Genomic DNA, 25,461 nt, shown 5'->3' with positions numbered 1-25,461 from the left:
AGAGAGTGCAACAAACGCTGCCTTTGAAACGGGATAAGGAGTAGATAGCAAGCACAGCAAACGAGTACCCGTTTGCGAAAAGTGCTTGTTGGGATAATCCCAAACCCTTATACCGAAAGGCGGTGCGGAAATGGAAAACCGAAAGAGAAATATACAGATGAAGTTTTACGTTACGGAAGAAGAAAAGCGGCTGATCGACGAGAAGATGAAGCAGCTTCCCATAAAGCAGTATGGGGCATACTTCCGTAAAATGGCGATAGACGGGTATATTCTTGTCGTTGACCGAAGCGACACAAAAGCATATATCCGGGAACTGCAAGCGGTGAGCCGGAACATCAACCAGATTGCAAAACGCGCCAATGCGACGGGGACGGTTTACAGGCAGGATATAGAGGACATTAAAAAGGCGGTGGACGAGATATGGCGGTTACAAAGACGCACCCTATTAAATCAACCTTAAAGGCTGTTCGCAGTACAAACGGACGAGCCGCACGCAGAACTGCACGCAGCATTATATCCGAGAGGACGCATTAAACCAGTTGGTTTTGAAACAGCTTCAGCATTTCCTGTCCTATTTACAGCAGTTTGAGCGGGTATTTATCCGACGGCAGATAGACACCACCCTTGCGGAACGCCGATACGAACTGTCCGCAAAGCAGAAACAGATAGAAAAAGACGAAAAGCGGATGGATGAGCTTGACCGCCTGTTCCGCAAAATCTACGAGGACAATGTCAGCGGAAAACTGAATGACGAACGCTTTTACAAGCTGTCAGACGGATATGAAGCGGAGCAGGGACAGTTAAAGCGTGAAATCGAAGCGTTGACCGCAGAGGTCAGCCAAGCCGATATGGAAGTGACCAATGTAGCAAAGCTGATAGCCGTCACGAAGAAATATACCCGCATTGACGAACTCACGCCCGAAATCCTAAACGCATTTGTGGATAAAATCGTAATCCATGAGCGTGAGAAAAAGGACGGGAAACGGACACAGCAAATCGACATTTACTATTCCTATGTCGGGATTGTGGATATTCCCACAGACGAGGAAATGCGGGAAATGGAGCGGGAATATATGCGGCGTACTACACGTCAAACCGCCTGAATAAAGGCGAAAGCAGGAGTAAATCTGTACTCCTGCCGATACATATCTATTTTTATCCCTATCTGGTTTAACTCATTTACAAGAAAACTTAGATGTGCCCGCACGAATCCCATATCCTTGAATTCATTTTCCAGTTCATCCAGTTTTTTATAAATCTGAAACGTACCTTTTTCAGTATAAAATACATTTTTGTGAAGTTCTGTTTCTATATAAATGATGTCATCTGCATAGAGTTTTATCGTTCCCTCCACAAAACGAAATTCGAGAATCCTACGGTTTTTATTAATTTCTGCTATCAAATCATCCATACATTCTTCTATAGTATCTGCAAGGTTATCTTTCAGCAGAAAACGGCTTGCTTTCACCTTATATCCATCCAGTGCGTAATTCATGTATGCCGTCACCAGCACAACCGGAAGTTTTGGATATTTTTCTTTAATCCTCATAGCTGTTTTCAGCCCATCCATCCCCTGCATATTGATGTCCAGAAATAATATCTGACACGCTTCCAAAGCTGATTGTTCTTCGCATAACTGTTCTCCAGAATCATATTCTGTAATAGCAAACTCATAATTCTTTTTTTCACCATAGTCTGACAGCAAATCTGATAGATTTTTTCTGTCATCTATCCTGTCATCACAAATAATAATGTTCATATTTTTCATTCCTGTCTTTGATTTCTCTCATACCTGTAAACCATACAAGTCTCACCTAGCACTCTTTATTATATCAAACAAATCTTCCGCTCGATCATTCTCCGCATCAAATGACTATTTTCCGCATAGAACGACTATCTCCTATAGAAACGCAGAAGCATTGTATCTCAAACTCTTTGAAATACAATGCTTCCCTGCATTTTCTATATCGGCATGTTGATATTATTACTTTACTATCCTGCACACTCTCTGAGAGTGACTGTATCTATCAAAAAAGAAGCCAGCAGTTTATTCACGCACTGCTGACTTCTTATAATACTACTCATTTTATTTACTTCGCTGCGTCTCAGACAATTTTTTTATTTTTAAACATAACCTCTGTTTTCCCGCCATCCCTTTACATACCACCTGATTCCAACATATACCAGTTGCACGAATAATAAGAGAAATAGCAGATTGATTGGCAATACTTCCTTTATCCAATCCCCAAAGTAGATAGCTATTGCCATACTTACAAGTATCACCATTATGGTAATCATATCCCAACAGTATTTCTTATATAGCCCTGCAATCTTTATTTCGATGAATGCCAAAAGTATTCCCACACCCACCAGACATCCACCGCAAATCAATATTCTTATCAGCCAGTTTATAATTCCAGCAACGACAGGATTGGATATTCCATCACTAATCTGTGCCACGTTCTTTCCTGCCAGTACAACCCAGCCAGCAATGGTCTGTGTGAAAGTTGCGATTGTATCAAAGAATACCACGCAATCAGAAATAAATATTTTTGACCGTATCATCTGAAAAAGAGTAGTTGATACGGAATACCATATCAGCAGAAACATCAATGCTTCATACATGGCTGTTTTTGTTTTATATCTGCCTGCCAGTTTTTCCCTCTGCATATCATACTTTTCCTTAGCTTTCAGATAAGCTGTCTGTTTACAATTCCCGCACTTTTGATAGAGTACCGGCTTTTCAACCGGTATCTCTACTTTTTTCTGATGGGAGAGTGCATAATCCCGTTCCTGTTCTGCCTGTCTCTGCTTATCTCGACATTCCTCTATCATGGCTTGGACGGTGTGTGTTTTCTCTTTCTCGCTCTGCAACAATTCTTTTGTTTTCCTCAAGTCGTTCTTTAAGGCTTGAATGTTCTCTGTTTTGTTCTCGCTGTTTAACTTCTCGTTCAAGGTCAGCGATTCGTCGAGCTGCACTTTCAGTTCCCTGATAGTCCGGTCTTTCTGGTCGAGTTCTTCCTGCATCTGCTCTGTCAGCAGAAGCAACTCTTCCAGTTGATCGTCGCTCTTTGAGTTTCTTAATTCGTTCATCAATCAACCTTCCTTTCTCTAATTGCTGTTCAAGTTCAGTAATTCGCTGTTCTGTTTCTGCAATAGCCGGTTCTCGCTGTTTAATTTCTGTGCCAATTCCTGCCATTGCTGATTTTCGTCTGTGAGTTTCTGTATCTGGTCTGTCTTTTCTTCCAGAAGCATCAACAGTTCTTCTGTATCCGGTAAGATTTGTAGCAGCTCTGACAATTCTTTCTCTAATTGCTGCAATCGTTCTTCCTGCTCCTGAAAGCACATCAGCTTCTCGTCCTTTTCCTGTATCTCCTGAAGCATCTCTGCCATGATATTCTGCTGTTCCTCTATCTGTGTAATCATTGCTTCCATCATGGGAATTACTTCTTTGCTTTCTTCTAATGTCATTCAACCACTCCCTCCACATCGACAATGCACCGGATACCTTACCAAAGGTTGCAATTACCTTTTGCAGCAGTGCATTTTGTTTTTTTATCATCTGGTTTTCCTCGACCTTCCATGAACCTTTCCTTATCTGCCCGGTGAGATATTTTTCCTCAATCTTCCTTGCATCTGCACCCTCATGAATCGTAGGGACTTTCAATTTGCCCTGTCTTTCATAAGAGCGGTGGTCAATCAGATTGTCTATGGATAAATGCCGGTTACACATCTTTGCCCATTCGCTTCGCCATAACTCACAATTCTTTGGATTGTTCCAGCCGGTAGCGTCAGTCAGAACCCTTTTCCATTGTTTTCTGTTTCTTGCCCCGACTTTCTGTACTCCGTTTTCATCAAGTACCGGAATACGGATTCCATGACGGTCTGGATTTTTCTTATCCTGCCACCAGTCCGGGTGGGATTCATCAACCACGATATTTCCGTCAGTATCTCTGACAAAATCCCAGTCCTTGACTTCCTTGCTGCCCCATGAGTGGTCTGGATTGAATGGTCGCATGGTTACAAGTAAATGCACATGTGGGTTCCCGTCGCCCTTATCGTGTATGCTCCAGTCGGCACACATTCCCTCGTCCACGAAAGTCTTTTGAATATATTCGGTTGTATAATCAATCTGTTCCTGTCTGCTCCATTCTTTCGTCAGGGAAAATTCAAATGAGCGTCCAAGCTGTGCATCTGCATTTTTTTCTATCTTCAATACCTCATTCCATAGACGCTGTTTCTGAAATGTGATTTTAAACTTTTCCAGTGCGGCATCTTTATCATCCGCTCTTTTATAACGGATAGACTGTTGAAACCTTTTTATATTTTCTTCCGGTACATGCAGCCATTCAGGAGGTGCATTTTCGCACATCATCAGACTGGTGTAGACGACTTCCTTTTTGGAAGTATAGTAACTGATTCTGCCTGTTTCCTCATTCTTCATCACATCTCCATTAAGATATGCCGATGCGGATATGACAGATTTTCCTTTACTGCGCCCGACAATCTTTACTGTAAAGTGAAATATCGCCATGATACGATTCCCCCTTTCTGCCGTATCCGGCATTGATTTCCGACAGCATCTTCTTCTGGTTTGGCAGAAGTGAAGCTGTCGGAACGCCCTCTGCGCAAGAGTGCCCCCTGCGGCATGAGCAGGTCTGGCTGAAAGCCCCGCCGACGGAACGAGCCCGGCAAGCGTAAGCGCAGACCGGTTGCCACTTGTGGCAAACTTATAAGGACGACCTCTGGTTGTCCATAAGTGCGCCCTTCATTCAAAGGCAATGAAGGGAATGGAAAAACCACTCCCTCCGCCATTACACTTCCTCCATATCTGTAAGTGGCTCTTTCTGCATCGCCTTTGAGAAAAACTTTCCGTTTGTTTCCTGCCTTTTTAAGAAGCCTATCAACTTTGGTAAATCTTCCTCCTCAATCGGACAGCCAAGAACCGATTCCACCGCACCGCCAATCTGACAGAGCCTGTGGGTTCGTTTTTTACTTTCCTCGGCTTTCTTTCTCTTTTCCAGTTCCTTTCGCTGTGCAATGAGCTTTTTGGTAGCTTCGATGCTTTCCTGTTCCTTTTTCTCTAATGCACGTATTCTTTCTTCATAAGTCTTTGTTGATTTCGCCATATCGTCTTCATCCTTTCTCTTATAATCAAATCTTGCTCTGCTAAGATTTGGCACACGATTCTGGTCAGCTCTGTTGACATAATTCCAATCAGAATCGTGGTGCATCCTTGCGGAGCATTATCTTGTCGATGTTTTTCCGACAAGATAAACATTAGTTCCCGGTTGCATATCAGGAGAAGCACATGGTATAATCCTCTTGCGTGTAGGTATATCATGGCTTCGGTCTGATAGAACCTTTGGCGGTTTCGTAGGAAGCCGCCTTTTTAAGTTGCCACATTTCTTGTGACAGTTTTTACATTTCCTTTATCCCTCAGATCTCGCCCCTCGTTGGCTTCCATGAACTTTTCTAAAATGTCAGTTTTAATAAGGACTTTTCTTCCGACTTTTAATACCGGAAGCTTCTTCCATTCAACCAGCTTTCTCAAAGTGTTTCTGCCAATTCCTGTATAGTCGGCTGCTTCCTCGATGGATAATGCAATCTTTCTTTCCGTCATCTTGTCACCTCCTTATGAATTGCATTATGCAATTTTTGTTGTGCTGTTAGTATAGCGGTTTTATATTGTGTTGTCAAGCGTTATGAAATTTTAAAAATAATTATTATATTGCATATTGCAATTATGTGAGGTACATGCTATAATTCATACATACCGAAAAAGGAGGCAATCAGCATGAAAGATAAAGAACTACGCAAGCTGATAGGCAGCAGGGCAAAACAGCGTCGTCTGGAATTAAATCTGACACAGCCTTATGTTGCAGAGAAGATGGGAGTTACCGCTTCCACAATCCTGCGTTATGAGAATGGTTCGATTGACAATACCAAAAAGATGGTGCTGGAAGGTCTTTCGGAAGCACTTCATGTATCTATTGAATGGCTCAGAGGGGAAACCGATGAATACGAAACCGATATTACGGATAAGAAAGAATTACAGATTCGTGATGCAATGGGCGATATTCTCAAACAGTTACCTCTCGACCTTAGTAAAAAGGAAGATGCTTTTTCCAAAGATTTACTGCTGTTGATGTTAAAGCAATATAACCTGTTTCTGGAATCATTCCAGTTTGCCTGCAAGAATTACAAGGGCAACACGAATGAAGCTGATATTGCAAAAGTAATGGGGTTTGAATCGAATGATGAATATAACGAGATTATGTTTCTCCGGGAGATCACCCACACTGTTAATGCCTTTAACGACATGGCAGATATCGTAAGGCTTTATTCCAAGAAACCGGAAATGGCAGAACAAAGGCTTGAAAATCTTTTATCAGAAGTTTTGTATGAGGATTCCGATTCGGTATAGAACGACAACCGGAGTTATGATATACTTACACGCAAGAAGCATTTCATCAGTTCCGATTGTCTGATATCGAAAGGAGACACACGATTATGGCAAAAGGATCTGTAAGAAAAAAAGGAAAGAAATGGTACTACCGCTTCTATGTAGAAGATGCAAGCGGCAATCTGGTTCAGAAAGAATACGCTGGAACAGAAAGTAAAAGTGAAACGGAAAAACTGCTCCGTCAGGCAATGGATGATTACGAAAGCAAGAAATTTGTCGCAAAGACAGATAATCTTACTGTAGGAGAACTTCTTGATATGTGGGCGGAAGAAGAACTGAAAGTCGGAACACTCAGCAATGGTACAGTGGAAAATTATCTTGGTGCAATCCGTTGTATCAAGAAACATCCGATTGCAGAACGCAAATTAAAAACCGTTACTGCTGAACATTTACAGGCATTTCTCGATCTGCTTACATTCGGTGGGGAATTTCCAGATGGAAAAGTGAGAAAAGGATACAGTAAAGATTACATCCATTCCTTTTCAGCAGTATTACAACAGGCTTTCCGGTTTGCAGTATTTCCAAAACAGTTGATTACTTTTAATCCTATGCAGTATATTAAGCTGAAAAAACAGGCAGAGGATGTGGATTTATTCTCAGATGATGAGGTAGAAGAAGGCATACAGCCTATTTCCCATGAAGATTATGAGAGACTGATAGAATACCTCAAAGTAAAGAATCCACCTGCAATCCTGCCAATCCAGATCGCATACTATGCGGGACTTCGTATCGGTGAAGTTTGCGGATTGACATGGCAGGACATCAATCTTGAAGAACAATGCCTGACCATTAAAAGAAGTATCCGCTATGATGGCACAAAACATAAAAACATCATCGGACCGACCAAGCGAAAGAAAGTAAGGATTGTTGATTTTGGCGATACTCTGACTGAAATACTGAAAACCGCCAGAAAAAAACAGCTTAAAAGCCGGATGCAGTATGGTGAACTTTACCACCGCAATTTCTACAAGGAAGCACAGGACAAAAACAGAGTGTATTATGAATATTATCATCTGGACGGAACCGAAGAAATCCCGGTAGATTACAAGGAAATCTCCTTTGTCTGCCTGAGACCGGACGGATGTCTGGAACTGCCAAGCACACTCAGCATTGCCTGCCGATCAGTTGCAAAAAGGCTGGACGGATTTGAGAATTTCCATTTCCACCAGTTGCGACACACCTACACAAGCAACCTCCTCTCAAACGGAGCTGCCCCAAAAGATGTGCAGGAACTGTTAGGGCACTCTGATGTCAGTACCACAATGAATGTCTACGCCCACTCTACAAGAAAGGCAAAGCGGAACTCCGCCAGACTTCTTGATAAAGTGGCAGGCAACGACTAAATAAAAAATTCCCTTATTTCCCTTGCTGATTCCGCATAAGGTCAAAAATAAGGGAAAATACATATCATTTCACTATTTAAGGGGCTGGAAAGCCCGTAAAATAAGGAAAGTTCAAGAAATCTCTCCACAAATTCCGATTTGATGCTCCCATTATACCATCTCCCTACATCTCCTTCAACGTAAAACTAACCGTCCACAATCCCTTATAACTGGTATCCTTTTTCAGCTTCGCCTTATACCCCGTCACATACATCTCTGCCAGTTTCAGTTCCGCTGTCTCCACATCAAAATACTGCACACTGATCTTATCCTTCTTCGCATACCCTGACAGCTTCACATCCCCGGTCAGGTTCGTCATGATGGAACGCATGGAAGTACCGGCCTGGGAAGCCTTGATACCGGCATTGCCCATCAGACCGATTGCTTCTGCCGTATCCTCAACCGAAAATCCCAGCGCCCCCGCAACCGGCGCACAATACTTGAACGTCTCGCCCATCATGGACACATTGGTATTGGCATTACTGGAAGCAGCCGCCAACACATCCGCAAAATGTCCCGAATCCGCTGCAGTCAGCCCAAAAGCCGTCAGCGCATCCGTCACAATATCAGAAGTCGTTGCCAGGTCTTCCCCGGATGCCGCAGCCAGATACATAACACCCTCAATACCGGACAGCATATCCTCCGTCTTCCATCCGGCCATTGCCATATAGTTCATGGCATCTGCCGCCTCAGTCGCAGAGAACTTCGTTTTGGCACCCATCTCCCTGGCCTTATCCCGGAGGCTATCAAAATTCGATCCCGTTGCCCCAGACACAGCCGCCACCTTACTCATCGCAGAGTCAAAATCAGCGGCAGTTTTCACCGCCGCCGTTCCAAGCCCTGTCACCACTCCCGTCACAGGAAGCAGCTTCTGCCCAACAGAAGAAATCTTGTTTCCAACCGTCTGCAGCTTTTCACCGGTTGCCCCGATTTTCTGCAGGGCAGTCGCAGACTGGTTCGCCTGCTCTTCCAGACTCCGCAGTCTCTGTTCCGTCTCAATGATCTCCCTCTGCAGGGCATCATACTGGTCCTGGGAAATCGTTCCGTTCCGCAATGCCTCATCCGCCTGCTGCTGTGCAGTCTTCAAAGTCTCCAGCTTTTCCCTTGTTTCAGAAACCGCCTGTGCCAGCAGTCTGTGCTTCTGCGCGATCAGCTCCGTATTCCCCGGATCCAGCTTCAGAAGCTTCTCCACATCTTTCAGCTGGCTCTGCGTATTCCTAATTTCCGTATTAACCCCTTTCAGGGCAGTCTGCAATTTTGTGGTATCGCCGCCAATCTCGACAGTGATCCCCCTGATTCTGTTCCCTGCCATACGGCTCACCCCCTAAATCCCATAAAAAAAGGCACAAAAATACCCGGATCACTCCGGGCACAAAAAAAGCATCTGCCATTCCTAACAAATGCTTTCCATATCTTCTTTTATTAAATCAATAGAACTGAAAGTTGTAGAACAATCTCTCTACCGTTCATACGATGCAATGATTTCTTTGCTGTCTGCAATTCTATAATCAAGTGTTCCCAAATTACCAATCAAGTTAAATGTCATATCTGCATTAACCTGCAATTCATCTTCAATCCTGGATGCAGACGGCTCATCTTTTAGAAAAACGGTTAATCCATAAGGCTCTGTTTCAGACTGTATCTCTATACTGTCATATGAATATCCCTCCGGATACTCTTGACTACTTACAATATTTATAACATTCGAAGAATCTCCTACATAATCTGTCTTATACTGCGACAGATCAAGAATTTCGTACAGTTTTTCTTTTTTCCCGCACGTCGAAATCAACATTATTGATACCGTAACTAACATAATTGCAAGTACTTTTTTCTTCATAGAAACACCACCTGAAAATTTTTATTTATCTTCTAACTCAAATCCGAGTTCTTTCAGTTCTTTTTCGTTTCTGACATCTTCATCAGTTTTCTTTCCAGTGATGGCGCTGTAGGCTTCTTTGATACCATTTTTCACTGCCCATTTGATAACGAAATACAGTGCGATCAAAATAACAATTGCGGTTCCTCCACTTATGCCTAATTCATTCCACATAATCATTAACTCCTCCGATTTCGTGACTTTCAATTTATTTTCAACTTTGCAGGCTGGGATTTATCATTGAATAAACCACATCCATACTCCAACTACTATAAGCAATATACCTGATATTCTTCCTGCAAATTTCGACTTTTTATATCCTAGAAAATTTATTGTTTCGGGAGTTGTAAATGGCAATAAAACAACATCTATACCCATTACTATAATTCCAATTCCTATTAAGACATTATTGTTAGAAATAATGCCATAAAACATAACTAAGAAGCCCAAAATAATGCCTAATATAAAATACTTGATTTTATGGCTGTCTTTATCCACCATCTTTTCATAACAATTTTCACATTTGCTGTTACAAAACTCAAAATTGTCATTTAATTTTTTTCCACAATATTTACATTTTTTCATACTGTTTCCTCGGTAATCCTCAAAAATTCATTCAACAGCTCACGATTTTCTCAATTCTCCAAACTTAAATTTGCTTTGTAACTATGACTTTTCCTTCAGAATCCAGAAGAGGTGTAATACTGGCTCCAAGTCCGGAGTTCCAACAAAGGTAGTTAACCCCAGTCTCCTTATCTACAAGAATTTGACGAATTCCTTCATCTTTAAGCATACTTCCGTCTTTAAATATAACTTCAAATCTTTCTTCTTTCTTTGCCATGTTTACTCCTCTTTTCTCAAGCGTTAAATTTTGATAAACCCATTATACCCTTTCTGAATCATCCTGTCACCACATTTCATCAAATCAAAACCTGTCAAAATCCTCCTGTGTGGCAACCTGTCTCCATCCCTTATACTCATCGTTCCGGCTCTCCACAAACATATCGTTCACCATCCCGATAGTCAGCAGATTCACATCCGGCGTGATAATCAGCTGACCATTTTCACATTTCACCCGCACATAATCTCCAAGATGAAATCCCAGTTCTTCCAGCCATTTTCCTTTTAATGTAATTGCCGGAACTGTCTCATATTTATAACCGCTCTGTCCACAAACCTTCATATTTCTTACATTTTTCTTTGCCATAGAATTGACTCCTTTCAAATTTGACTAATAGATTTTCAGATAAAAAGAAAAAGCCGCTGACACGTTATCTTCTAACGCATCAACAGCTTCTGTCTTGCTTTGTTTCAGTGTATTATTCAGTTTTGTAAAGGTTTATTTGCTTTCAGCATTCTCCCTGATACGGTAATAATCATCCATATCAATGCCTATTTTTACCTTGGCATCTGGTTTTCGTTTGCCCAAAAGGCACACAGTCTCCACATGGGCGGTGCAAGAGAACAAATCCATATATTATGGAAAGAAAACTTTTAATTTTGAAGTGTAGTAGTCACCTGGTAGAACCAGATTAACGATTATCAGCAAGGGGTGCATACAATATATACCCGATTAACGATTGCCCCTACATTCCCGAATTTAAAGTCGTTTATTTGTAGTCTCCTGGTAGTCTCACCCCCGGCGGACGCCAAATTATGCCCCAGTTTGCTCCATTATTCCGAGGATTGCGAGTAGTCATGGAGTTCTGCCGTGGCAGATGAAAAATATTTTTACCATTGTTTTATTTCTCCTTGATTTGCCCGGAAATTCCCTGTTTTGCAATGGATTTCGGGGATTTGTGAAATGTGTGTTTTAGCTGCCAGCTTGGCAAAATGGGGCAAGATTAAGCAAGTTATTGCGGGCTGCGTGATCTTATCATTTCCAAGCAGAATACCAAACAAAGCATATCCCAGCATTCCAGCCTCATATCCTGTCAGTGTAAAGGGAAAATAGACATCTTTTTCTTTTACAAGTTTACAAAGCAGCCTTCCTGCAAAAATCCCACCTGCGGTCACTACGAAGAAGGTAACCGGAAATATCACAGTATCTGCTTTAATACTTGCCCGATAAAAAAGTATAAAACAATGAGATTGGAAGTGTAAAATTCATAACCAATGCCTGAAGTCCTTCAATTCCCTCTGGGCGGATCAGTTTTTTCTCTCTGCAGATCATCCCAATAATAAGCATTATGATCACGGGTAAAATCACTTGTGATAAACTCACTATTGTTCAGCCTCCCGTACCTGTTTCTCAGCATTCCACAGCTACTTTAATCACACCATCTCTCTTATTTTCGAACAATTCATATGCCTCTTCAATCCTGTTTAACGGATAGGTATGCGTAATCAGCGGTTCCGTGTTGATCTTACCTTCTGATATCAGCTTCAGAATTTCTTCGCAATCGCAGCCATCCACTCCACCTGTTTTAAAAGTGAGATTTTTACCATACATATCTGGGAGTGGTAACATCTGCGCTTTATCGTAAAGCGCAACCACTGTCACGATTGCATTTGGTCGGGCACATTCCCACGCCAGTTTAAATATCGATTCTGCTCCGGCAACTTCAAGGACTGCATCAGCTCCACCATGCTCACTATTAGTCTTAACAAACTCTTTACAGTCTTCCGGTGAAACAGTAAGAATCTCCGGATAATGCTCATTAATAAAGCGAATACGTGTCTCGTCCTTTTCACATATAATGATCTTCGCTGGATTTTTCAGCATAACACTAAGTAAAGTACATATTCCTGTTGGACCGGCTCCAATGATCAGTACAGTATCTTCCTCTGTGATTTCAGAAATACGTGCTGCCCAATAACCAGTAGCAAGAACATCTCCTACCAGTAAAGCCTGTCTGTCCGTAACACCTTCCGGGATTTTATTCAATCCCTGATCTGCAAAAGGAACCCGGACATATTCTGCCTGTCCCCCATCGATACGACAGCCAAGTGCCCAGCCACCATTCTTGTCGGTACAATTGTTTACATATCCTTTCTTACAGAAAAAACACTCTCCGCAAAAGGTTTCTACATTTACAGTCACCCGGTCTCCCGGTTTTACATGCGTCACCTTAGAACCGACTGCCTCAACAATACCTACCATCTCATGGCCAACTGTAATTCCCGGGACTGCACGCGGAACACTTCCGTGTTTAATATGCAGGTCACTGGAACAGATGCTGGCCAGTGTCACCTTTACAATGGCATCTCGTTCATGCATGAGCACTGGTTTCGGTTTTTCCATTAGTTCAAATTTTCCCTTTGAAACATATGTATAAGTCAGCATTATTTTGCCCCCATCTATTAGAATATATGCTAGTAAAATATCCGGTACGGAACACATCTGTTCTTATACCGGATATTTCTAATTCTATTTTGTATACACTGTTTTACCTCTTGCTATTACCTCAACAAGCTGCAGGTCCTGATCCAGGATACAAAGATCCGCATCATAGCCCTCTTCAATCTTTCCTTTTCCATTAAGGCGAAGGATTTCTGCCGGATTGGATGTTATTGTTGAAAGTGCAATTTCCAACGGGATATCCGCTTTAAACACACACTCTTTAACTTCCTTCAGAAGGCAGCTGGACTGTCCAACGCCCATTCCAAGGAATTCGCCATCACTACTGTACATCGGAAGGCTTCCCTGTCCATCAGAAGAAATTGTCATGCGGTTAGGATTTACTCCTGCATCTAACATCCGTTTGATACCATTACATACTCGTACCTCATCACAGATAGTTTCCCAATAGTCAATATCTTCATTTCCGGTAAAATCTACTGCTCCGCCTTTCAGCGCATATTCCATTGACTTGCAGAAAAGCAGCTCATTTCGATTGATATGTGTTGGCAATATTTGAGAAGTCGGTATCTCTGTCTCATCTACCACCCGTTCAATAAGATCTAAGCATCTCGGACTGTCACCAAGATGAACATTTACAATACCAGCTTTCCCGGAAAGAACACCACCAAGTCTTGTATCCGCAACGACACGTACAAATTCCTCAAAAGTCGGCTGTGAAGACCGATGATCAGAGATTGCGATTTCTCCAGTTCCAATGATTTCCTGAATCATCATAATATCTTTCACAATACTGTCAGTCAACGTACGAACCGGAATCTGATAACTGCCTGTATAACAGTATGCAGACATTCCCTGCTCATTCAATCCTTTTGTCTTTGCAACCAGTGCACATATATCACGACCGATTCCATCTGTTCCAAGGCAGCCAACAACTGTTGTTACTCCAAACTTCGTAAGTCCTTCCATAGTTGCTTCCGGAGTACGATTGGCGAATCCACCTTCGCCACCGCCTCCGAGTACATGAACATGACTATCAATGAATCCCGGAGTTAAAAGTAACCCCTCTCCATTGATCATTTCTGCCTCAGAAAGAAATCCGTCTGCGGATATAGAACCTGCATCTTTAATCTTAATAATCTTATCATTGATCATAAGTACATCTTTTTTCCCCAGATGCTGTGGAGCATAAACATCAATATTCTGAATTAATTTCATCATAAATCACTCCCAATTATCCAATGCATGTTTTAGAATCCAATTCCAACTGCAATAAGAACTGTAATGATTGCACCAATCATTAAGACGCCAAGGAATTTCCACATGAATTTAATCCAATTAGACCACTCGATCTTTGCAATTGCAAGAGATCCGATCAGACATCCGGATGTAGGAACAATCAGGTTTGTAAATGCATCACCAAGCTGGAATGCAACTACAGCTGTCTGTCGTGAAACACCTAACAGGTCTGACAGTGGAGCCATGATCGGCATTGTGATCGCAGCCTGTCCTGTTCCGGATACAACAAAGAAGTTAAATACGGACTGGAACAGATACATAAGTACTGCTGCAACCGCTCCGGAAACTCCAGACAATGCATTTGAAATATTATACATAATTGTATTGATAACTGTAGGTGTGGTCGGATCAGATCCACCAAGAACCTGCATGATACCCTGTGCCATAGCAACAACAAGTGCAGCACCAATCAGATCTTTTGCTCCATCTTTGAATGATATTGCAATATCATTCAGTTTCATATCGTTCAGTTTAAAGATAACTCCGATCACACCGGAAACAATTCCCATAATAAAGAACTGTGTAGCAATCTCCGGCATGTAGTATCCTTGAGTCATAACTCCCCAAACTACCCATACTACTGTAGCAGCCAATGTCAGAAGAACTAAAATGTGTCCAAGACCAAATGAATGTCCTTCGTCAATTCCTGTTTTTTCATTCTGCTCACGGAAATATGAATCAGTCTTATATGCGATTGAGATTGTCGGAGTCTTTTTGATCTTTGATGCATAGAACATAGTCATTCCACAGCCGAGTGCTGTAAATACTACCCACATTACCATACGGAATCCTGCTCCGGAGAATACGTCAATACCTGCAATACCCTGTGCAATACCTACAGAGAATGGATTCATCCAAGATGAACCAAAACCAATCTGTGTTGCAACATAAGTAACAAGAACTGCGATAACTGAATCATATCCAACTGCTACAAACAACGGACAAAGAATCATAGTAAACGGAAGCGCTTCTTCTCCCATCCCGAAAACTGCTCCACCAAGAGAAAACAGTACGAAAAGTATCGGAATCAGTAGTTTTTCTGCTCCCTCTGCCTTACGGATCAATCCGATCAATCCGGATTCAATCGCACCTGTACGGATCATGATACCGAATGCACCACCTACTATCATAAGAAATGCGATAATCTCGATTGCAGAACTATTTACGATTCCGTTATACATATAGTTGAAAAATCCTGTTCCACCATCTCCACTAAAGAGTGCTACTCCTTCTGTTACTACATTTCCTGTATCATCTGTCAGATACTGGAAACTTCCGTCTTTGATTACTGTACGGGTTTTCTCAACACCATTGATCATATATGAAATATCCTGTGTTTCGTAAAATCCCTTTGGTACAAGAAATGTCATAAGTGCTGCGAAAACAACTACAAAAAAGATGATAATGTAGGTATCAGGCACTTGAAATCCCTTGTTAAAAGACTTTAACCCTTTTCCTTCGTTTTTGCTCATTTTTGAATCTCCCTCCCATTTTTGATATACTATATTAGTGTACCACAAAATGCTTAAAATCCAACTAAAACTTTACATATTTTATCAAATTTATTTATTTTATAAGAACCTGTCAAATTATCTTAACTAAATGCAGATCCACACCTTTTTGAAATATGAAATAATCCCAGTATTTCCTGTATTTATGACACCAATAGCTACACCATGTCAGATTATGATCATTGGACCAGACTATATAAAAAAATGGTGTTGGATATTATGTTCAGCACCATTTTTCATTAAACCTGTCAATATTATTTTTCAAAAAAACTGCTCTTATTTCCTGCTGCGTCCAAGTCTGCCTTTAAAATCTTCATACCCAAAATCAGTAAGACGTTCCATGGTTTTATCGCCATGTCTCAGCCATATATCAGGCAAAGGCATTCCATTAAAGGTATTGTTCTTGCAGGTTGTATAAATGGCCATATCACCAAACATGAGAATGTCTCCATACTTCAACGGCTCTGAAAAGCTGTAATCTCCTATGATATCTCCTGACAGGCAGGTTGGTCCTCCGAGCCGGATTGTGACTGCATTTTCTCCCGGTTCATCTGCTCCAAGAAGAGGAGGACGATAAGGCATTTCCAGAACATCCGGCATATGACAGGCAGCACTTCCATCCAAAATTGCAAGCTGGGTATCACCATTTTGCAGCACATCCAAAACAGTTGTCAAAAAAAATCCTGCATTTAAGGCCCATGCCTCTCCGGGCTCCAGATAAACATCTACTTTCCATTCTTCCTTTGCTGCGCTGATGCACTTCTCAAGCCGTGCAATATCATAGCCTGGTCTTGTAATATGATGTCCTCCTCCCAGGTTCAGCCATTTCATCTGAGAAATCAGATCTCCGAATTTCGTCTTTACTGCTGTAAGAGTAGTTTCCAGATCAGAAGAGTCCTGCTCACAAAGGGTGTGAAAATGAATACCATCCAATAATCCGATCAGCTCCGGATGCTTTCTCACAGCAGTCTCCCACTGTGCTCTTGTGGTACCCATGCGGCTGCCTGGGGCACAGGGATCATAAATAGCATGTCCCTCCTGGGTAGAGCATTCCGGATTGATCCGAAGCCCTGCACTTTTCCCGGCCTCCTTCACTCTTTTTCCAAAGCGAAGAAGCTGAAAAGGAGAATTAAACACTATATGATCTGCAAAGCTAAGCAGCTCCTCAAATTCATCCTCACGATATCCGGCGCAAAATACATGTACCTCTTTTCCGGGCATCTCCTGGGCACCAAGCCTGGCTTCGTACAGTCCGCTTGCTTCTGTTCCTGTCAAATATGGTTCCAAAAGATGATAGCAGTCATAATTACTGAAAGCCTTCTGTGCCAGGAGCATTTTGCAGCCTGTTCTCTTGGCAATATTCCCCATTAATTCTGCATTTTTTATAAGCGCCGCTTCGTCGAGAACATAACAAGGTGTTTTGATCTTCCGCAGCTCCGGCGGAATAATTCCGCCGGACGCTGCAAAGGGTGGTCTTGTATCTGTTCTTTCCATTAATCCACCAGCTCCGGATCATGATTTTCGCTGCGTGGAAGTCCATATTTGTCAAGTGCTTCCAGGAACGGATCCGGGTCAAATTCTTCTACTGTGTACACTCCCGGGCGGATCCATTTTCCGGTAAGCATCATTAATGCTCCGCACATAGCCGGAACGCCTGTCGTATAGCTGATTGCCTGACTTCCAACCTCTTTATAACATTCCTGGTGGTCACAAACATTGTAAATATAATAGGTTTTCTCTTTTCCATCCTTTACCCCGGTGAAAATGCAGCCAATATTAGTTTTTCCCTTAGTACGTGGACCCAGGCTGGCCGGATCCGGGAGAAGAGCCTTCAAAAACTGGATAGGAACGATTTCCTGTCCATTATAGTTGATCGGAGTAGTAGAAAGCATTCCCACATCCTCCAGACAGCGCATGTGATCCAGATAGCTCTGTCCGAAGGTCATAAAGAAACGGATTCTCTTTACTCCCGGAATTGTCTGGGCAAGGGACTCGATCTCCTCGTGATGCAGAAGATACATATCTTTATCGCCGACCTGATCAAAATCATATTCCCGCTTGATCGCCATCGGAGGAATTTCCACCCAGTGTCCATTCTCCCAGTAGCTTCCGGGCGCACTTACCTCACGAAGATTGATTTCCGGATTAAAGTTGGTTGCAAATGCATATCCGTGGTCTCCTCCATTGCAGTCCAGAATATCAATGGTATCGATCTGGTCAAACTCATGCTTTAATGCATATGCACAATATGCCTGGGTAACACCCGGGTCAAAGCCGCAGCCAAGAAGTGCTGTAAGTCCTGCCTCTTCAAATTTCTTCCGGTATGCCCACTGCCAGGAATAATCAAAATATGCGGAAAATCCTGCTTCCTTGCAGCGTTTTTCGTAAATAGCACGCCATTTGGGATCATCCGTATCCTCCGGCTCATAGTTTGCCGTATCCATATAGTTTACACCACATGCCAGACATGCATCCATGATGCTCAGATCCTGGTACGGAAGCGCAATGTTCATTACCAGATCCGGTTTGTAACTATTGATCAGCTGGATCAGCTGGTTTACATCATCCGCATCCACCTTTGCGGTGGTAATTACTGTTTTTGTTTTTCCTTCCAGTTTCCGGGCAAGTGCATCACATTTTTCTTTTGTCCTGCTTGCTATACACAGTTCTGTAAATACAGTATCTGCCTGACAACACTTCTGAATTGCTACACTGGCTACTCCGCCGCAGCCGATTACAAGTACTCTGCTCATGTTTTTTGTCTCCTTTTTTATACTCAATTCTCGTAACTGTTTTTATTTTGCCACCGCCAGCAGCAGTTCCCTGACCACCTTACATGCTGTAGCTGTGGAAACACCGCTTGGATCCAGCATAGGTGCCAGCTCATTGACATCTGCTCCCACAATATTTAATTCTGATACCTTCCGGATAGCAGCAAGCAATTCAAGGAAGCTTACGCCTCCTGCCTCCGGTGTACCGGTTCCCGGAAATACAGATGGATCCAGACAGTCCAGATCAATGGTAAAATATACCGGAACCTGCTTCCTGGCCAATTCCTGTACGGTTTCTTCCAGGCCTTCAAAGGTAAAGGGATGAAAATCTGTATGCTCTTTTGCAAACCGGAATTCTTCTCTTTCCCCGCTTCGGATACAAAACTGATGTATCCGCCCATCTCCCAGAATATCATAGCATCTGCGAATAACACACGCATGACTTAAATGGGCTCCAAGATAATCGTCTCTTAAATCTGCGTGCGCATCAAAATGAATAATATGAAGTCCCGGATATCTCCCGGCGACAGCTCTCACAGCAGCCAGTGTCACCAGATGCTCTCCCCCCAGAAGCAACGGCATTTTTCCCTCTTTCAGGATTTCCTCTGCACGATCCTGTATATCAGCAAGCGCTTTTTCACTGCTGCCGAAGCAAAGCTCCAGATCTCCACTGTCAAATACCCGGATATCCATAAGGTCACGATCCTGATAAGGGCTGTAGGTTTCCAGTCCAAAGCTTTCATGACGAATGGCAGAAGGACCGAACCTGGCTCCCGGACGAAAGCTTGTGGTCGAATCAAAGGGAGCTCCGTAAAGAACAATTTCTGCTTCCTCAAAGCTGCTGTCACAACCGATAAAATTTTCAATATTTGGTAAGATCATAAATCAGTCCTCCACCTCCTGAAGCATTTCCTCCAGAAAAGCCGGAAGATAAAATGCACCTTTGTGAAGCCTTGTAGTATAGTAACGGGTGCGAAGATTCAGTGAATTCCATGCCTTCGAATCCAGGTCATCCACAGGATGATATTTTTTACTTGCAAAGCCAAACAGCCAGTAGCCGGCAGCAAAGGTAGGAATATGAGCCTGGTAAACACGGCTGATCTGGAAAGTACTGGCAATTCTTTTGTGACTGCGCTGCATGGCATGCGCATCCTCGGAATAAAAAGGACTTCCCTGCTGATTAACCATGATTCCATCCGCCTTCAGCGCATTATAGCAGTTTCCGTAAAATTCACGGGTAAATAATCCCTCCGATGGGCCAAAGGGATCCGAGGAATCTACAATAATAAGATCATATTTATTTTCGCAGCGGCGTATATATTTCAACGCATTTTCATAATGAAGGTGCACTCTCCTGTCATCCAGCCTGCAGGCATTTCCCGGAAGATATGCGCGACAGGCTTCTACTACCATAGGATCCATCTCTACCAGATCAATATGGCTGACACGGTCATACCTAGTCAGTTCACGTACAACTCCGCCGTCTCCTGCTCCGATCACAAGAATATCTTTAGCTTCTTTGTGAATAGCCATAGGTACATGCGTGATCATTTCGTCATAAATAAATTCGTCACGCTCTGTGAGCATTACATTACCGTCCAGTGTGAGCACCCTGCCAAATTCCGGTGTCTCAAAAATATCAATTCTCTGATAGTCACTCTGCTTTGAATAAAGCTGACGGTTTACCCGGATACTATGCTTCACATCCGGTGTATGAAATTCCGAAAACCACATTTCCATTTTCTTTACCTCCCTGCCAGTACGTTTAAACGCAATATATCCGGATCTTCAGGGCCTGTCATATTGCATCCTTTTGCCTTGGCATATTCAATATAATCCAGGATTTCCGGAGTGATTCGTTCCCCCGGAGCCAAAATCGGGATTCCCGGAGGATAACACATTACAAACTCGCTGCATACCTTGCCTTCGGTTTCTCTGAGAGGAAGGCTGCATTTTTCTGCATAAAAAGCTTCCTGAGGACTTGTCACTACCTGAGGATCGATATATTCCTGATCCAGCAATCCTGATTTATCCTTCTGGAATCGCCTGCGGATCTCCGCAAGAGCACTTACCAGCCGCTCTATTTCCTGGGCACGATCTCCGATCGACAGATAAGCCAGAATATTTCCAATATCACCAAATTCGATCTGAATATCATATTCATCTCTCAGTATATCGTAAACCTCGATTCCTGCAAGTCCGATATCCAGGGTATGTACACTTAATTTCGTAATGTCAAAATCAAAAACCGAATCTCCATTCACCAGCTCTTTTCCAAATGCATAATAGCCGCCAATAGCATTGATCTCTTCCCTTGCATACTCTGCCATATCTGCTACCTGATGAAAAATCTGGCGTCCTCGCTGTGCAAGATTCCGGCGCGAAATGTCAAGACTTGACATCAGAAGATAGCTGCCTGAAGTAGTCTGAGTCAGATTGATGATCTGACGGACATAACCGGCATGAACACCTGGTCCTGTAAGAAGAAGGCTGGACTGGGTCAGGCTTCCGCCGCTTTTATGCATGGATACAGACGCCATATCTGCACCAGCTGCCATTGCCGAAACCGGCAGACCTCCGCCAAAATAAAAATGAGTTCCATGTGCCTCATCTGCCAGACACAGCATTCCTGCTTCATGAGCCATGCGTACAATTGCGCGAAGATCACTGCAGATTCCATAATAGGTGGGATTGTTCACCAGCACAGCCACCGCATTTGGGTGCTCCTTAATTGCCTTTGCCACCTGTTCACGTCGCATTCCAAGAGAAATCCCAAGTCTCTGATCCACCTCCGGATTCACATAGACCGGGATTGCTCCGCACAGAACCAGCGCATTCAGCACACTTCTGTGGACATTTCGGGGAAGAATGATCTCATCTCCCCTCTTACAGGCAGTTAACACCATAGTCTGCACTGAGCTTGTAGTTCCTCCAACCATAAGAAATGCATGCGCTGCTCCAAATGCATCTGCTGCCAGCTCTTCCGCCTCCCGGATCACAGATACAGGATGACAGAGATTATCAAGCGGTTTCATGCTGTTTACATCCACACCTACACATTTTTGTCCCAGAAATTCAGTAAGCTCCGGATTTCCTCTTCCTCTTTTATGTCCCGGCACATCGAAAGGTACTACTCTCATACGCAGGAATTTTTCCAGAGCTTCATGAATTGGAGCATGATTCTGGTCCAGTTTAAAACGACTTCTGTTCATTGCTTCTCCATTTCCAGTTCCTTTATCCGCACAAAAAAAGCAGGCCGATACAAAACCGTAAACCTGCTTAGATCATTCTTCCTGATTTTATTTTCATCGCATATAAATATGAGAATCCCCATATTTACATGAGATCAGAATCCGGATGATATATGTCAGAGTCTATATAGCAATCATACTTTTACTACTCTTATTGACCGTTTCACAAGTCTGCGCAACAGGCGCATGACGGTTATCAAAGGAACCAACTTATAAAATTTGAGCTTCTAACTCAATCAATAAGGCAACCAAAGTTACCATCAGCGGCAGTGGACCCGGCTGTCCGTATGGCCTTGACCCCAAAATGGAGTGGTCCAAAATAATTGCTTTGAAAAGACTCTTTCTTGTCCTTCAAAATCTCCATAAGCATAGCATATCTGAAAATTCATGTCAACTATCAAAATCGTTTAAATACTTATAGTATGAACCATTTATAATAATGTCAGAAGGATATTCTTTTCTTGAATCCCTCATATTTTCATGCTAATATGTATAATTAGGTTAAAAACTACAAAATACAAAATGGAGGAAATATGAATCAAAAAAGTACATCTGCTCCCATAGCAGAAAACAAAATGGGGACCATGCCCGTAGGAAGGCTTGTACTAAACATGTCTCTGCCAATGATGATCTCCATGCTGGTGCAGGCATTGTACAATATTGTAGACAGTGTTTTCGTTGCCATGCTTTCCGAAAATGCTCTGACGGCAGTTTCCATGGCTTTTCCACTGCAGACACTTCTGATCGCAGTAGGTGCAGGTACTGGTGTGGGTATGAACGCACTGCTTTCCAAATCCCTTGGAGAAAAAAATTTTAAAAAAGCTGATCGGACAGCCAGCAATGCTGCTTTCCTGTATGGCTTAAGCTATCTGGTTTTCCTGATCCTTGGATTTACAGTAGTAAAACCATTTTATGCCAGCCAGGTACATAACGCAGACCCTGAGATCCTTAAATTTGGGATTGAATATCTGAGCACAGTTATGATATTCTCCTTTGGTCTGCTTGGACAGTTTTTCTTTGAACGTCTACTCACATCCACAGGAAAAACCATATTCAGCATGACTTCTCAGCTGTGCGGTGCCATCACCAACATCATCCTTGACCCGATCCTGATCTTTGGTCTGTTCGGTGCTCCGAAAATGGGTGTTACCGGAGCTGCTGTAGCTACTGTGATCGGACAGTGTGTAGCCTGCATTGTTGCAGGAATCTGCAACCATAAATTTAATCATGAAGTCCGGCTCAGCTTCAGGGGCTTCCGTCCTGACCTTAAGATCATCGGCCATATTTATGCAGTAGGTATTCCATCGATCATCATGCAGTCCATCAGTTCTATCATGACCTACTGCATGAATCTGATCCTGGTACAGTTTACAGTCACTGCAACTGCAGTATTTGGTGTTTACTTCAAATTGCAGAGTTTTTTCTTCATGCCTGTATTTGGACTTAACAACGGCATTACACCGATCATTGCCTATAATTATGGTGCACGCCACAGAAAGCGTATGCTTAAAACTGTCAAAGTCAGCATGTTCATCGCATTCTGTTTTACATTCATTGGTTTTCTTGCCTTTGAATTTATTCCGAAAACACTGCTGGGGCTGTTCAGTGCTTCCGAAGATATGCTTACCATCGGAATCCCTGCACTTCGTATCATAGGAATCCACTATCTGATTGCATGGTTCTGTATCATTGCGGGAACTGTATTCCAGGCACTCGGAAAAGCTGTATTCAGTATGATCGTATCTATCATGCGTCAGCTGTTTGTCCTGGTACCTGCTGCTTATATCCTTGCTTCCATCGGCGGACTTCACGCAGTATGGTGGTCTTTCCCCATTGCGGAGATCATTTCTCTGATCGTGTCCGTAGCTTTCCTGGTTGTCATAAACAGAACGATCATTCAAAAAATTCCGGAAGCCTAAGGACATCAAAGCTTCCCATTCCAATTTATACAAAAAGAAGACAGAAGATTTCCTTTTTCTCTTCAGGATATCTTCTGTCTTTTTTATTGTTATTTATAGATCCGGTAGCCATCCCTTCCGGAGCGTTTTACCTGATAAAGGGCAAGATCTGCTTTTTGATACAGTTCCATAAAGGTATCTCCATCCTGTGGTGCAAAAGCAATTCCTGCACTAAAAGTAAATGTATGCTCTCCCATGCCTTCCATACGGATCTCCCTGAGCTTTTCATGAAGTTTTTTTATTCTGCTCTCCATATTTTTCCGGGAACCGATATTACAGAGCAGGATCACAAACTCATCCCCGCCGATACGCCCGATCACATCCTGTTCCCGGAACTGCTCTTTAAGAAAACCTCCCAGCATCTTTAATACATTATCTCCCATGACATGTCCGTAAACATCATTCACTTCTTTAAAATGATCCATATCCAGGATCAGGAAGCCATGAAAGCCTTCCGGAGCGTTTTCTCTCAGAATAGCATCGATCACCTTCTGCGTATTCTCTCTGTTATAAACGCCTGTAAGCGCATCCTTCTGGGCAGAACGCACCAACTCTGCTTTCTCCTGATTATTTCTTACAACAATATACAGGAGCAGGAGAAGCACCAGAATACAGAAGCTTCCCATAAATAGGATTTCATAACCGGAAATGAATTCATAAGCCTGCTGTGCACTTTTTACAGGAATTGCATAACAGATCATCCAGTCGTTGTATCCAAGAGGCATATATGCCAGATACCGGTCTGCTTCTTTTCTCTCTTTGAGACTAAGCTTCACCAGACCACTTTCGCCAACTTTAAAATCTTCCTGAATATCCTGAAGAGCATGCTTTCCTTTGAGATTTTTTTCTCCGTAATATTTAAAAAGATTGATTCCATATGTGATCTCCGTACCAGACGCCGAACCACTGTCAAAGGCAATGATCTCTCCATCACTTGTAGCCAGAAGACTATTTCCCGCTCCATCAAAAAGATCATTAAAAAGCATATGGCTCAGCGCTGTAACATTACAGGATCCGCCCAACACACCGATCACTTTATGGTCTTTGTATACCGGCACACCTAAAACCACCCGCACCTTATGGTCCACACTGCTTTCCAGGGGATCGCTGATGGTCTGCTCTCCACTGATAGCCTCCTGAAAATATCTGCGATGAGAAACATTCTTGGTTACTCCATTGTCGTAGTATGCATCTCCATTCTTATCAATAAGAGCAGCCCTCTCCAGGTCTGTCTTTTCATAAATGGATATCAGTCGTTCTTTATTTTCTTCTGAAAAAAGTTCTTCTGATCTTCCCATTGCAGAGGCAATCTCATTCAGATATTGATAATTAATATCCAGTATCGTCCGCAAATGTTCACTTTGTCTCTGCACATTTATCTTCAATGTATTCTGAGAATTCACCTGTACAGCCCTCTGCACACACCCGAAAAAAATAAGAATCCCTGCTATAACCGCCAAGATAAAAACGCCGGTTGCCATAACATAATTTTTTAATTCAAAGTGATTCTTTTTCATACGTTTTCTCCTGATTTAACCTTTTTTGTCATGCATTTTTATTTTACCATGATTTTTGTTTTTTCTCTATAGTCAAGACCACCCGCTTAGCGGGTGGCTTGCTCTGTCCCTATAAGGGACTATTCC

27 protein-coding genes are annotated in these 25,461 nt (G+C 42.6%); 5 read left to right on the top strand and 22 right to left on the bottom strand.

Annotated features, from left to right (window positions below):
• Positions 1-130 precede the first annotated feature (130 nt).
• Together DWW77_RS07985 and DWW77_RS07980 are read left to right on the top strand one after the other, a co-directional pair.
• Positions 131-460, top strand: a complete 330-nt coding sequence (locus tag DWW77_RS07985; RefSeq protein WP_002584958.1) for a plasmid mobilization protein — start codon at positions 131-133, stop codon at positions 458-460.
• Between the two features lie 79 nt (positions 461-539).
• Positions 540-1,103 carry a DUF4368 domain-containing protein gene (locus DWW77_RS07980; protein ID WP_055222182.1) on the top strand — a complete coding sequence of 188 codons (564 nt, stop codon included), beginning with the start codon at positions 540-542 and terminating at the stop codon, positions 1,101-1,103.
• Here the strand turns inward: DWW77_RS07980 and DWW77_RS07975 are convergent.
• The 6 genes from DWW77_RS07975 to DWW77_RS07945 all read right to left on the bottom strand — a co-directional run bounded on the left by DWW77_RS07975 (position 1,091) and on the right by DWW77_RS07945 (position 5,623).
• Positions 1,091-1,759: a LytR/AlgR family response regulator transcription factor gene (locus DWW77_RS07975; protein ID WP_204987873.1), complete on the bottom strand. Its 669-nt coding sequence runs from the start codon at positions 1,757-1,759 to the stop codon at positions 1,091-1,093. The two genes, DWW77_RS07980 and DWW77_RS07975, sit on opposite strands and share 13 nt — an antisense overlap.
• A gap of 365 nt (positions 1,760-2,124) precedes the next feature.
• On the bottom strand, positions 2,125-2,877 hold the full coding sequence (locus tag DWW77_RS07970; RefSeq protein ID WP_230328619.1) for a DUF6040 family protein: 753 nt from the start codon (positions 2,875-2,877) through the stop codon (positions 2,125-2,127).
• Complete coding sequence (locus DWW77_RS07965; protein ID WP_118608465.1) at positions 2,813-4,534, bottom strand: MobA/MobL family protein; 1,722 nt, start codon at positions 4,532-4,534, stop codon at positions 2,813-2,815. The genes DWW77_RS07970 and DWW77_RS07965 overlap by 65 nt, the downstream gene beginning before the upstream one ends.
• Positions 4,510-4,815, bottom strand: a complete 306-nt coding sequence (locus DWW77_RS07960) for a hypothetical protein (RefSeq protein WP_005345966.1) — start codon at positions 4,813-4,815, stop codon at positions 4,510-4,512. The genes DWW77_RS07965 and DWW77_RS07960 overlap by 25 nt, the downstream gene beginning before the upstream one ends.
• The gene (locus tag DWW77_RS07955) at positions 4,815-5,129 is read right to left on the bottom strand and encodes a hypothetical protein (RefSeq protein WP_014080633.1); all 315 of its coding nucleotides are present in this window, start codon (positions 5,127-5,129) and stop codon (positions 4,815-4,817) included. Before DWW77_RS07955 ends, DWW77_RS07960 begins: the two co-directional genes overlap by 1 nt.
• A gap of 263 nt (positions 5,130-5,392) precedes the next feature.
• Positions 5,393-5,623, bottom strand: a complete 231-nt coding sequence (locus DWW77_RS07945; RefSeq protein ID WP_008115699.1) for a helix-turn-helix domain-containing protein — start codon at positions 5,621-5,623, stop codon at positions 5,393-5,395.
• 174 nt (positions 5,624-5,797) lie between these two features.
• Here DWW77_RS07945 and DWW77_RS07940 point away from each other — a divergent pair, with 174 nt between their 5' ends.
• A complete protein-coding gene (locus DWW77_RS07940) occupies positions 5,798-6,427 on the top strand; it encodes a helix-turn-helix domain-containing protein (protein WP_003505395.1) in 630 nt (209 codons plus the stop codon).
• Positions 6,428-6,513: 86 nt separating this feature from the next.
• Positions 6,514-7,809, top strand: a complete 1,296-nt coding sequence (locus DWW77_RS07935) for a tyrosine-type recombinase/integrase (RefSeq protein ID WP_014080634.1) — start codon at positions 6,514-6,516, stop codon at positions 7,807-7,809.
• Between the two features lie 163 nt (positions 7,810-7,972).
• On the opposite strand, the gene DWW77_RS07930 is transcribed toward DWW77_RS07935, so the two are convergent.
• The 15 genes from DWW77_RS07930 to DWW77_RS07860 form a co-directional block, all read right to left on the bottom strand.
• The gene (locus DWW77_RS07930) at positions 7,973-9,160 is read right to left on the bottom strand and encodes a phage tail tape measure protein (RefSeq protein WP_255620664.1); all 1,188 of its coding nucleotides are present in this window, start codon (positions 9,158-9,160) and stop codon (positions 7,973-7,975) included.
• Positions 9,161-9,307: 147 nt separating this feature from the next.
• Entirely contained in the window at positions 9,308-9,688 is a 381-nt protein-coding gene (locus DWW77_RS07925) for a DUF4825 domain-containing protein (RefSeq protein ID WP_110102981.1), read from the bottom strand.
• A 21-nt stretch (positions 9,689-9,709) separates the two neighbouring features.
• Positions 9,710-9,901, bottom strand: coding sequence for a DUF6019 family protein (locus DWW77_RS07920; RefSeq protein WP_110102982.1), 192 nt, complete (start codon positions 9,899-9,901; stop codon positions 9,710-9,712).
• A gap of 63 nt (positions 9,902-9,964) precedes the next feature.
• Complete coding sequence (locus tag DWW77_RS07915) at positions 9,965-10,312, bottom strand: DUF2116 family Zn-ribbon domain-containing protein (protein WP_110102983.1); 348 nt, start codon at positions 10,310-10,312, stop codon at positions 9,965-9,967.
• Positions 10,313-10,376: 64 nt separating this feature from the next.
• Positions 10,377-10,568, bottom strand: coding sequence for a DUF6440 family protein (locus tag DWW77_RS07910; RefSeq protein ID WP_110102984.1), 192 nt, complete (start codon positions 10,566-10,568; stop codon positions 10,377-10,379).
• 84 nt (positions 10,569-10,652) lie between these two features.
• Entirely contained in the window at positions 10,653-10,934 is a 282-nt protein-coding gene (locus tag DWW77_RS18475; protein WP_110102985.1) for a SymE family type I addiction module toxin, read from the bottom strand.
• A gap of 524 nt (positions 10,935-11,458) precedes the next feature.
• Positions 11,459-11,770, bottom strand: coding sequence for a hypothetical protein (locus DWW77_RS07900; protein WP_118608464.1), 312 nt, complete (start codon positions 11,768-11,770; stop codon positions 11,459-11,461).
• A 208-nt stretch (positions 11,771-11,978) separates the two neighbouring features.
• Complete coding sequence (locus DWW77_RS07895) at positions 11,979-13,013, bottom strand: alcohol dehydrogenase (RefSeq protein ID WP_118608463.1); 1,035 nt, start codon at positions 13,011-13,013, stop codon at positions 11,979-11,981.
• A gap of 84 nt (positions 13,014-13,097) precedes the next feature.
• Complete coding sequence (iadA, locus tag DWW77_RS07890) at positions 13,098-14,246, bottom strand: beta-aspartyl-peptidase (RefSeq protein WP_118608462.1); 1,149 nt, start codon at positions 14,244-14,246, stop codon at positions 13,098-13,100.
• A gap of 32 nt (positions 14,247-14,278) precedes the next feature.
• On the bottom strand, positions 14,279-15,799 hold the full coding sequence (yfcC, locus tag DWW77_RS07885; RefSeq protein ID WP_118608461.1) for a putative basic amino acid antiporter YfcC: 1,521 nt from the start codon (positions 15,797-15,799) through the stop codon (positions 14,279-14,281).
• A gap of 315 nt (positions 15,800-16,114) precedes the next feature.
• Positions 16,115-17,332 carry a carboxynorspermidine decarboxylase gene (locus DWW77_RS07880; RefSeq protein WP_118608460.1) on the bottom strand — a complete coding sequence of 406 codons (1,218 nt, stop codon included), beginning with the start codon at positions 17,330-17,332 and terminating at the stop codon, positions 16,115-16,117.
• Complete coding sequence (locus tag DWW77_RS07875; protein ID WP_118608459.1) at positions 17,332-18,591, bottom strand: saccharopine dehydrogenase family protein; 1,260 nt, start codon at positions 18,589-18,591, stop codon at positions 17,332-17,334. Before DWW77_RS07875 ends, DWW77_RS07880 begins: the two co-directional genes overlap by 1 nt.
• 42 nt (positions 18,592-18,633) lie before the next feature.
• Positions 18,634-19,491 (bottom strand): agmatinase, encoded by an 858-nt coding sequence (gene speB / locus DWW77_RS07870; RefSeq protein WP_015524486.1) that lies wholly within the window; start codon positions 19,489-19,491, stop codon positions 18,634-18,636.
• A 3-nt stretch (positions 19,492-19,494) separates the two neighbouring features.
• The gene (gene speE, locus DWW77_RS07865) at positions 19,495-20,349 is read right to left on the bottom strand and encodes a polyamine aminopropyltransferase (protein WP_015524485.1); all 855 of its coding nucleotides are present in this window, start codon (positions 20,347-20,349) and stop codon (positions 19,495-19,497) included.
• Between the two features lie 5 nt (positions 20,350-20,354).
• Positions 20,355-21,821: an aminotransferase class I/II-fold pyridoxal phosphate-dependent enzyme gene (locus tag DWW77_RS07860; protein WP_015524484.1), complete on the bottom strand. Its 1,467-nt coding sequence runs from the start codon at positions 21,819-21,821 to the stop codon at positions 20,355-20,357.
• Positions 21,822-22,393: 572 nt separating this feature from the next.
• Between DWW77_RS07860 and DWW77_RS07855 the strand changes: the two genes are divergently transcribed.
• Entirely contained in the window at positions 22,394-23,779 is a 1,386-nt protein-coding gene (locus tag DWW77_RS07855) for an MATE family efflux transporter (RefSeq protein ID WP_110102989.1), read from the top strand.
• A gap of 89 nt (positions 23,780-23,868) precedes the next feature.
• On the opposite strand, the gene DWW77_RS07850 is transcribed toward DWW77_RS07855, so the two are convergent.
• Positions 23,869-25,335 (bottom strand): sensor domain-containing diguanylate cyclase, encoded by a 1,467-nt coding sequence (locus DWW77_RS07850; protein WP_118608458.1) that lies wholly within the window; start codon positions 25,333-25,335, stop codon positions 23,869-23,871.
• Positions 25,336-25,461: the final 126 nt, after the last annotated feature.

This window comes from Ruminococcus sp. AF17-12 (assembly GCF_003479245.1).
In the GTDB taxonomy this organism is placed as follows: domain Bacteria; phylum Bacillota; class Clostridia; order Lachnospirales; family Lachnospiraceae; genus Blautia_A; species Blautia_A fusiformis.
Note: the sequence above shows the minus strand (reverse complement) of the source record. Positions and strands in the feature narration are given on the sequence as shown.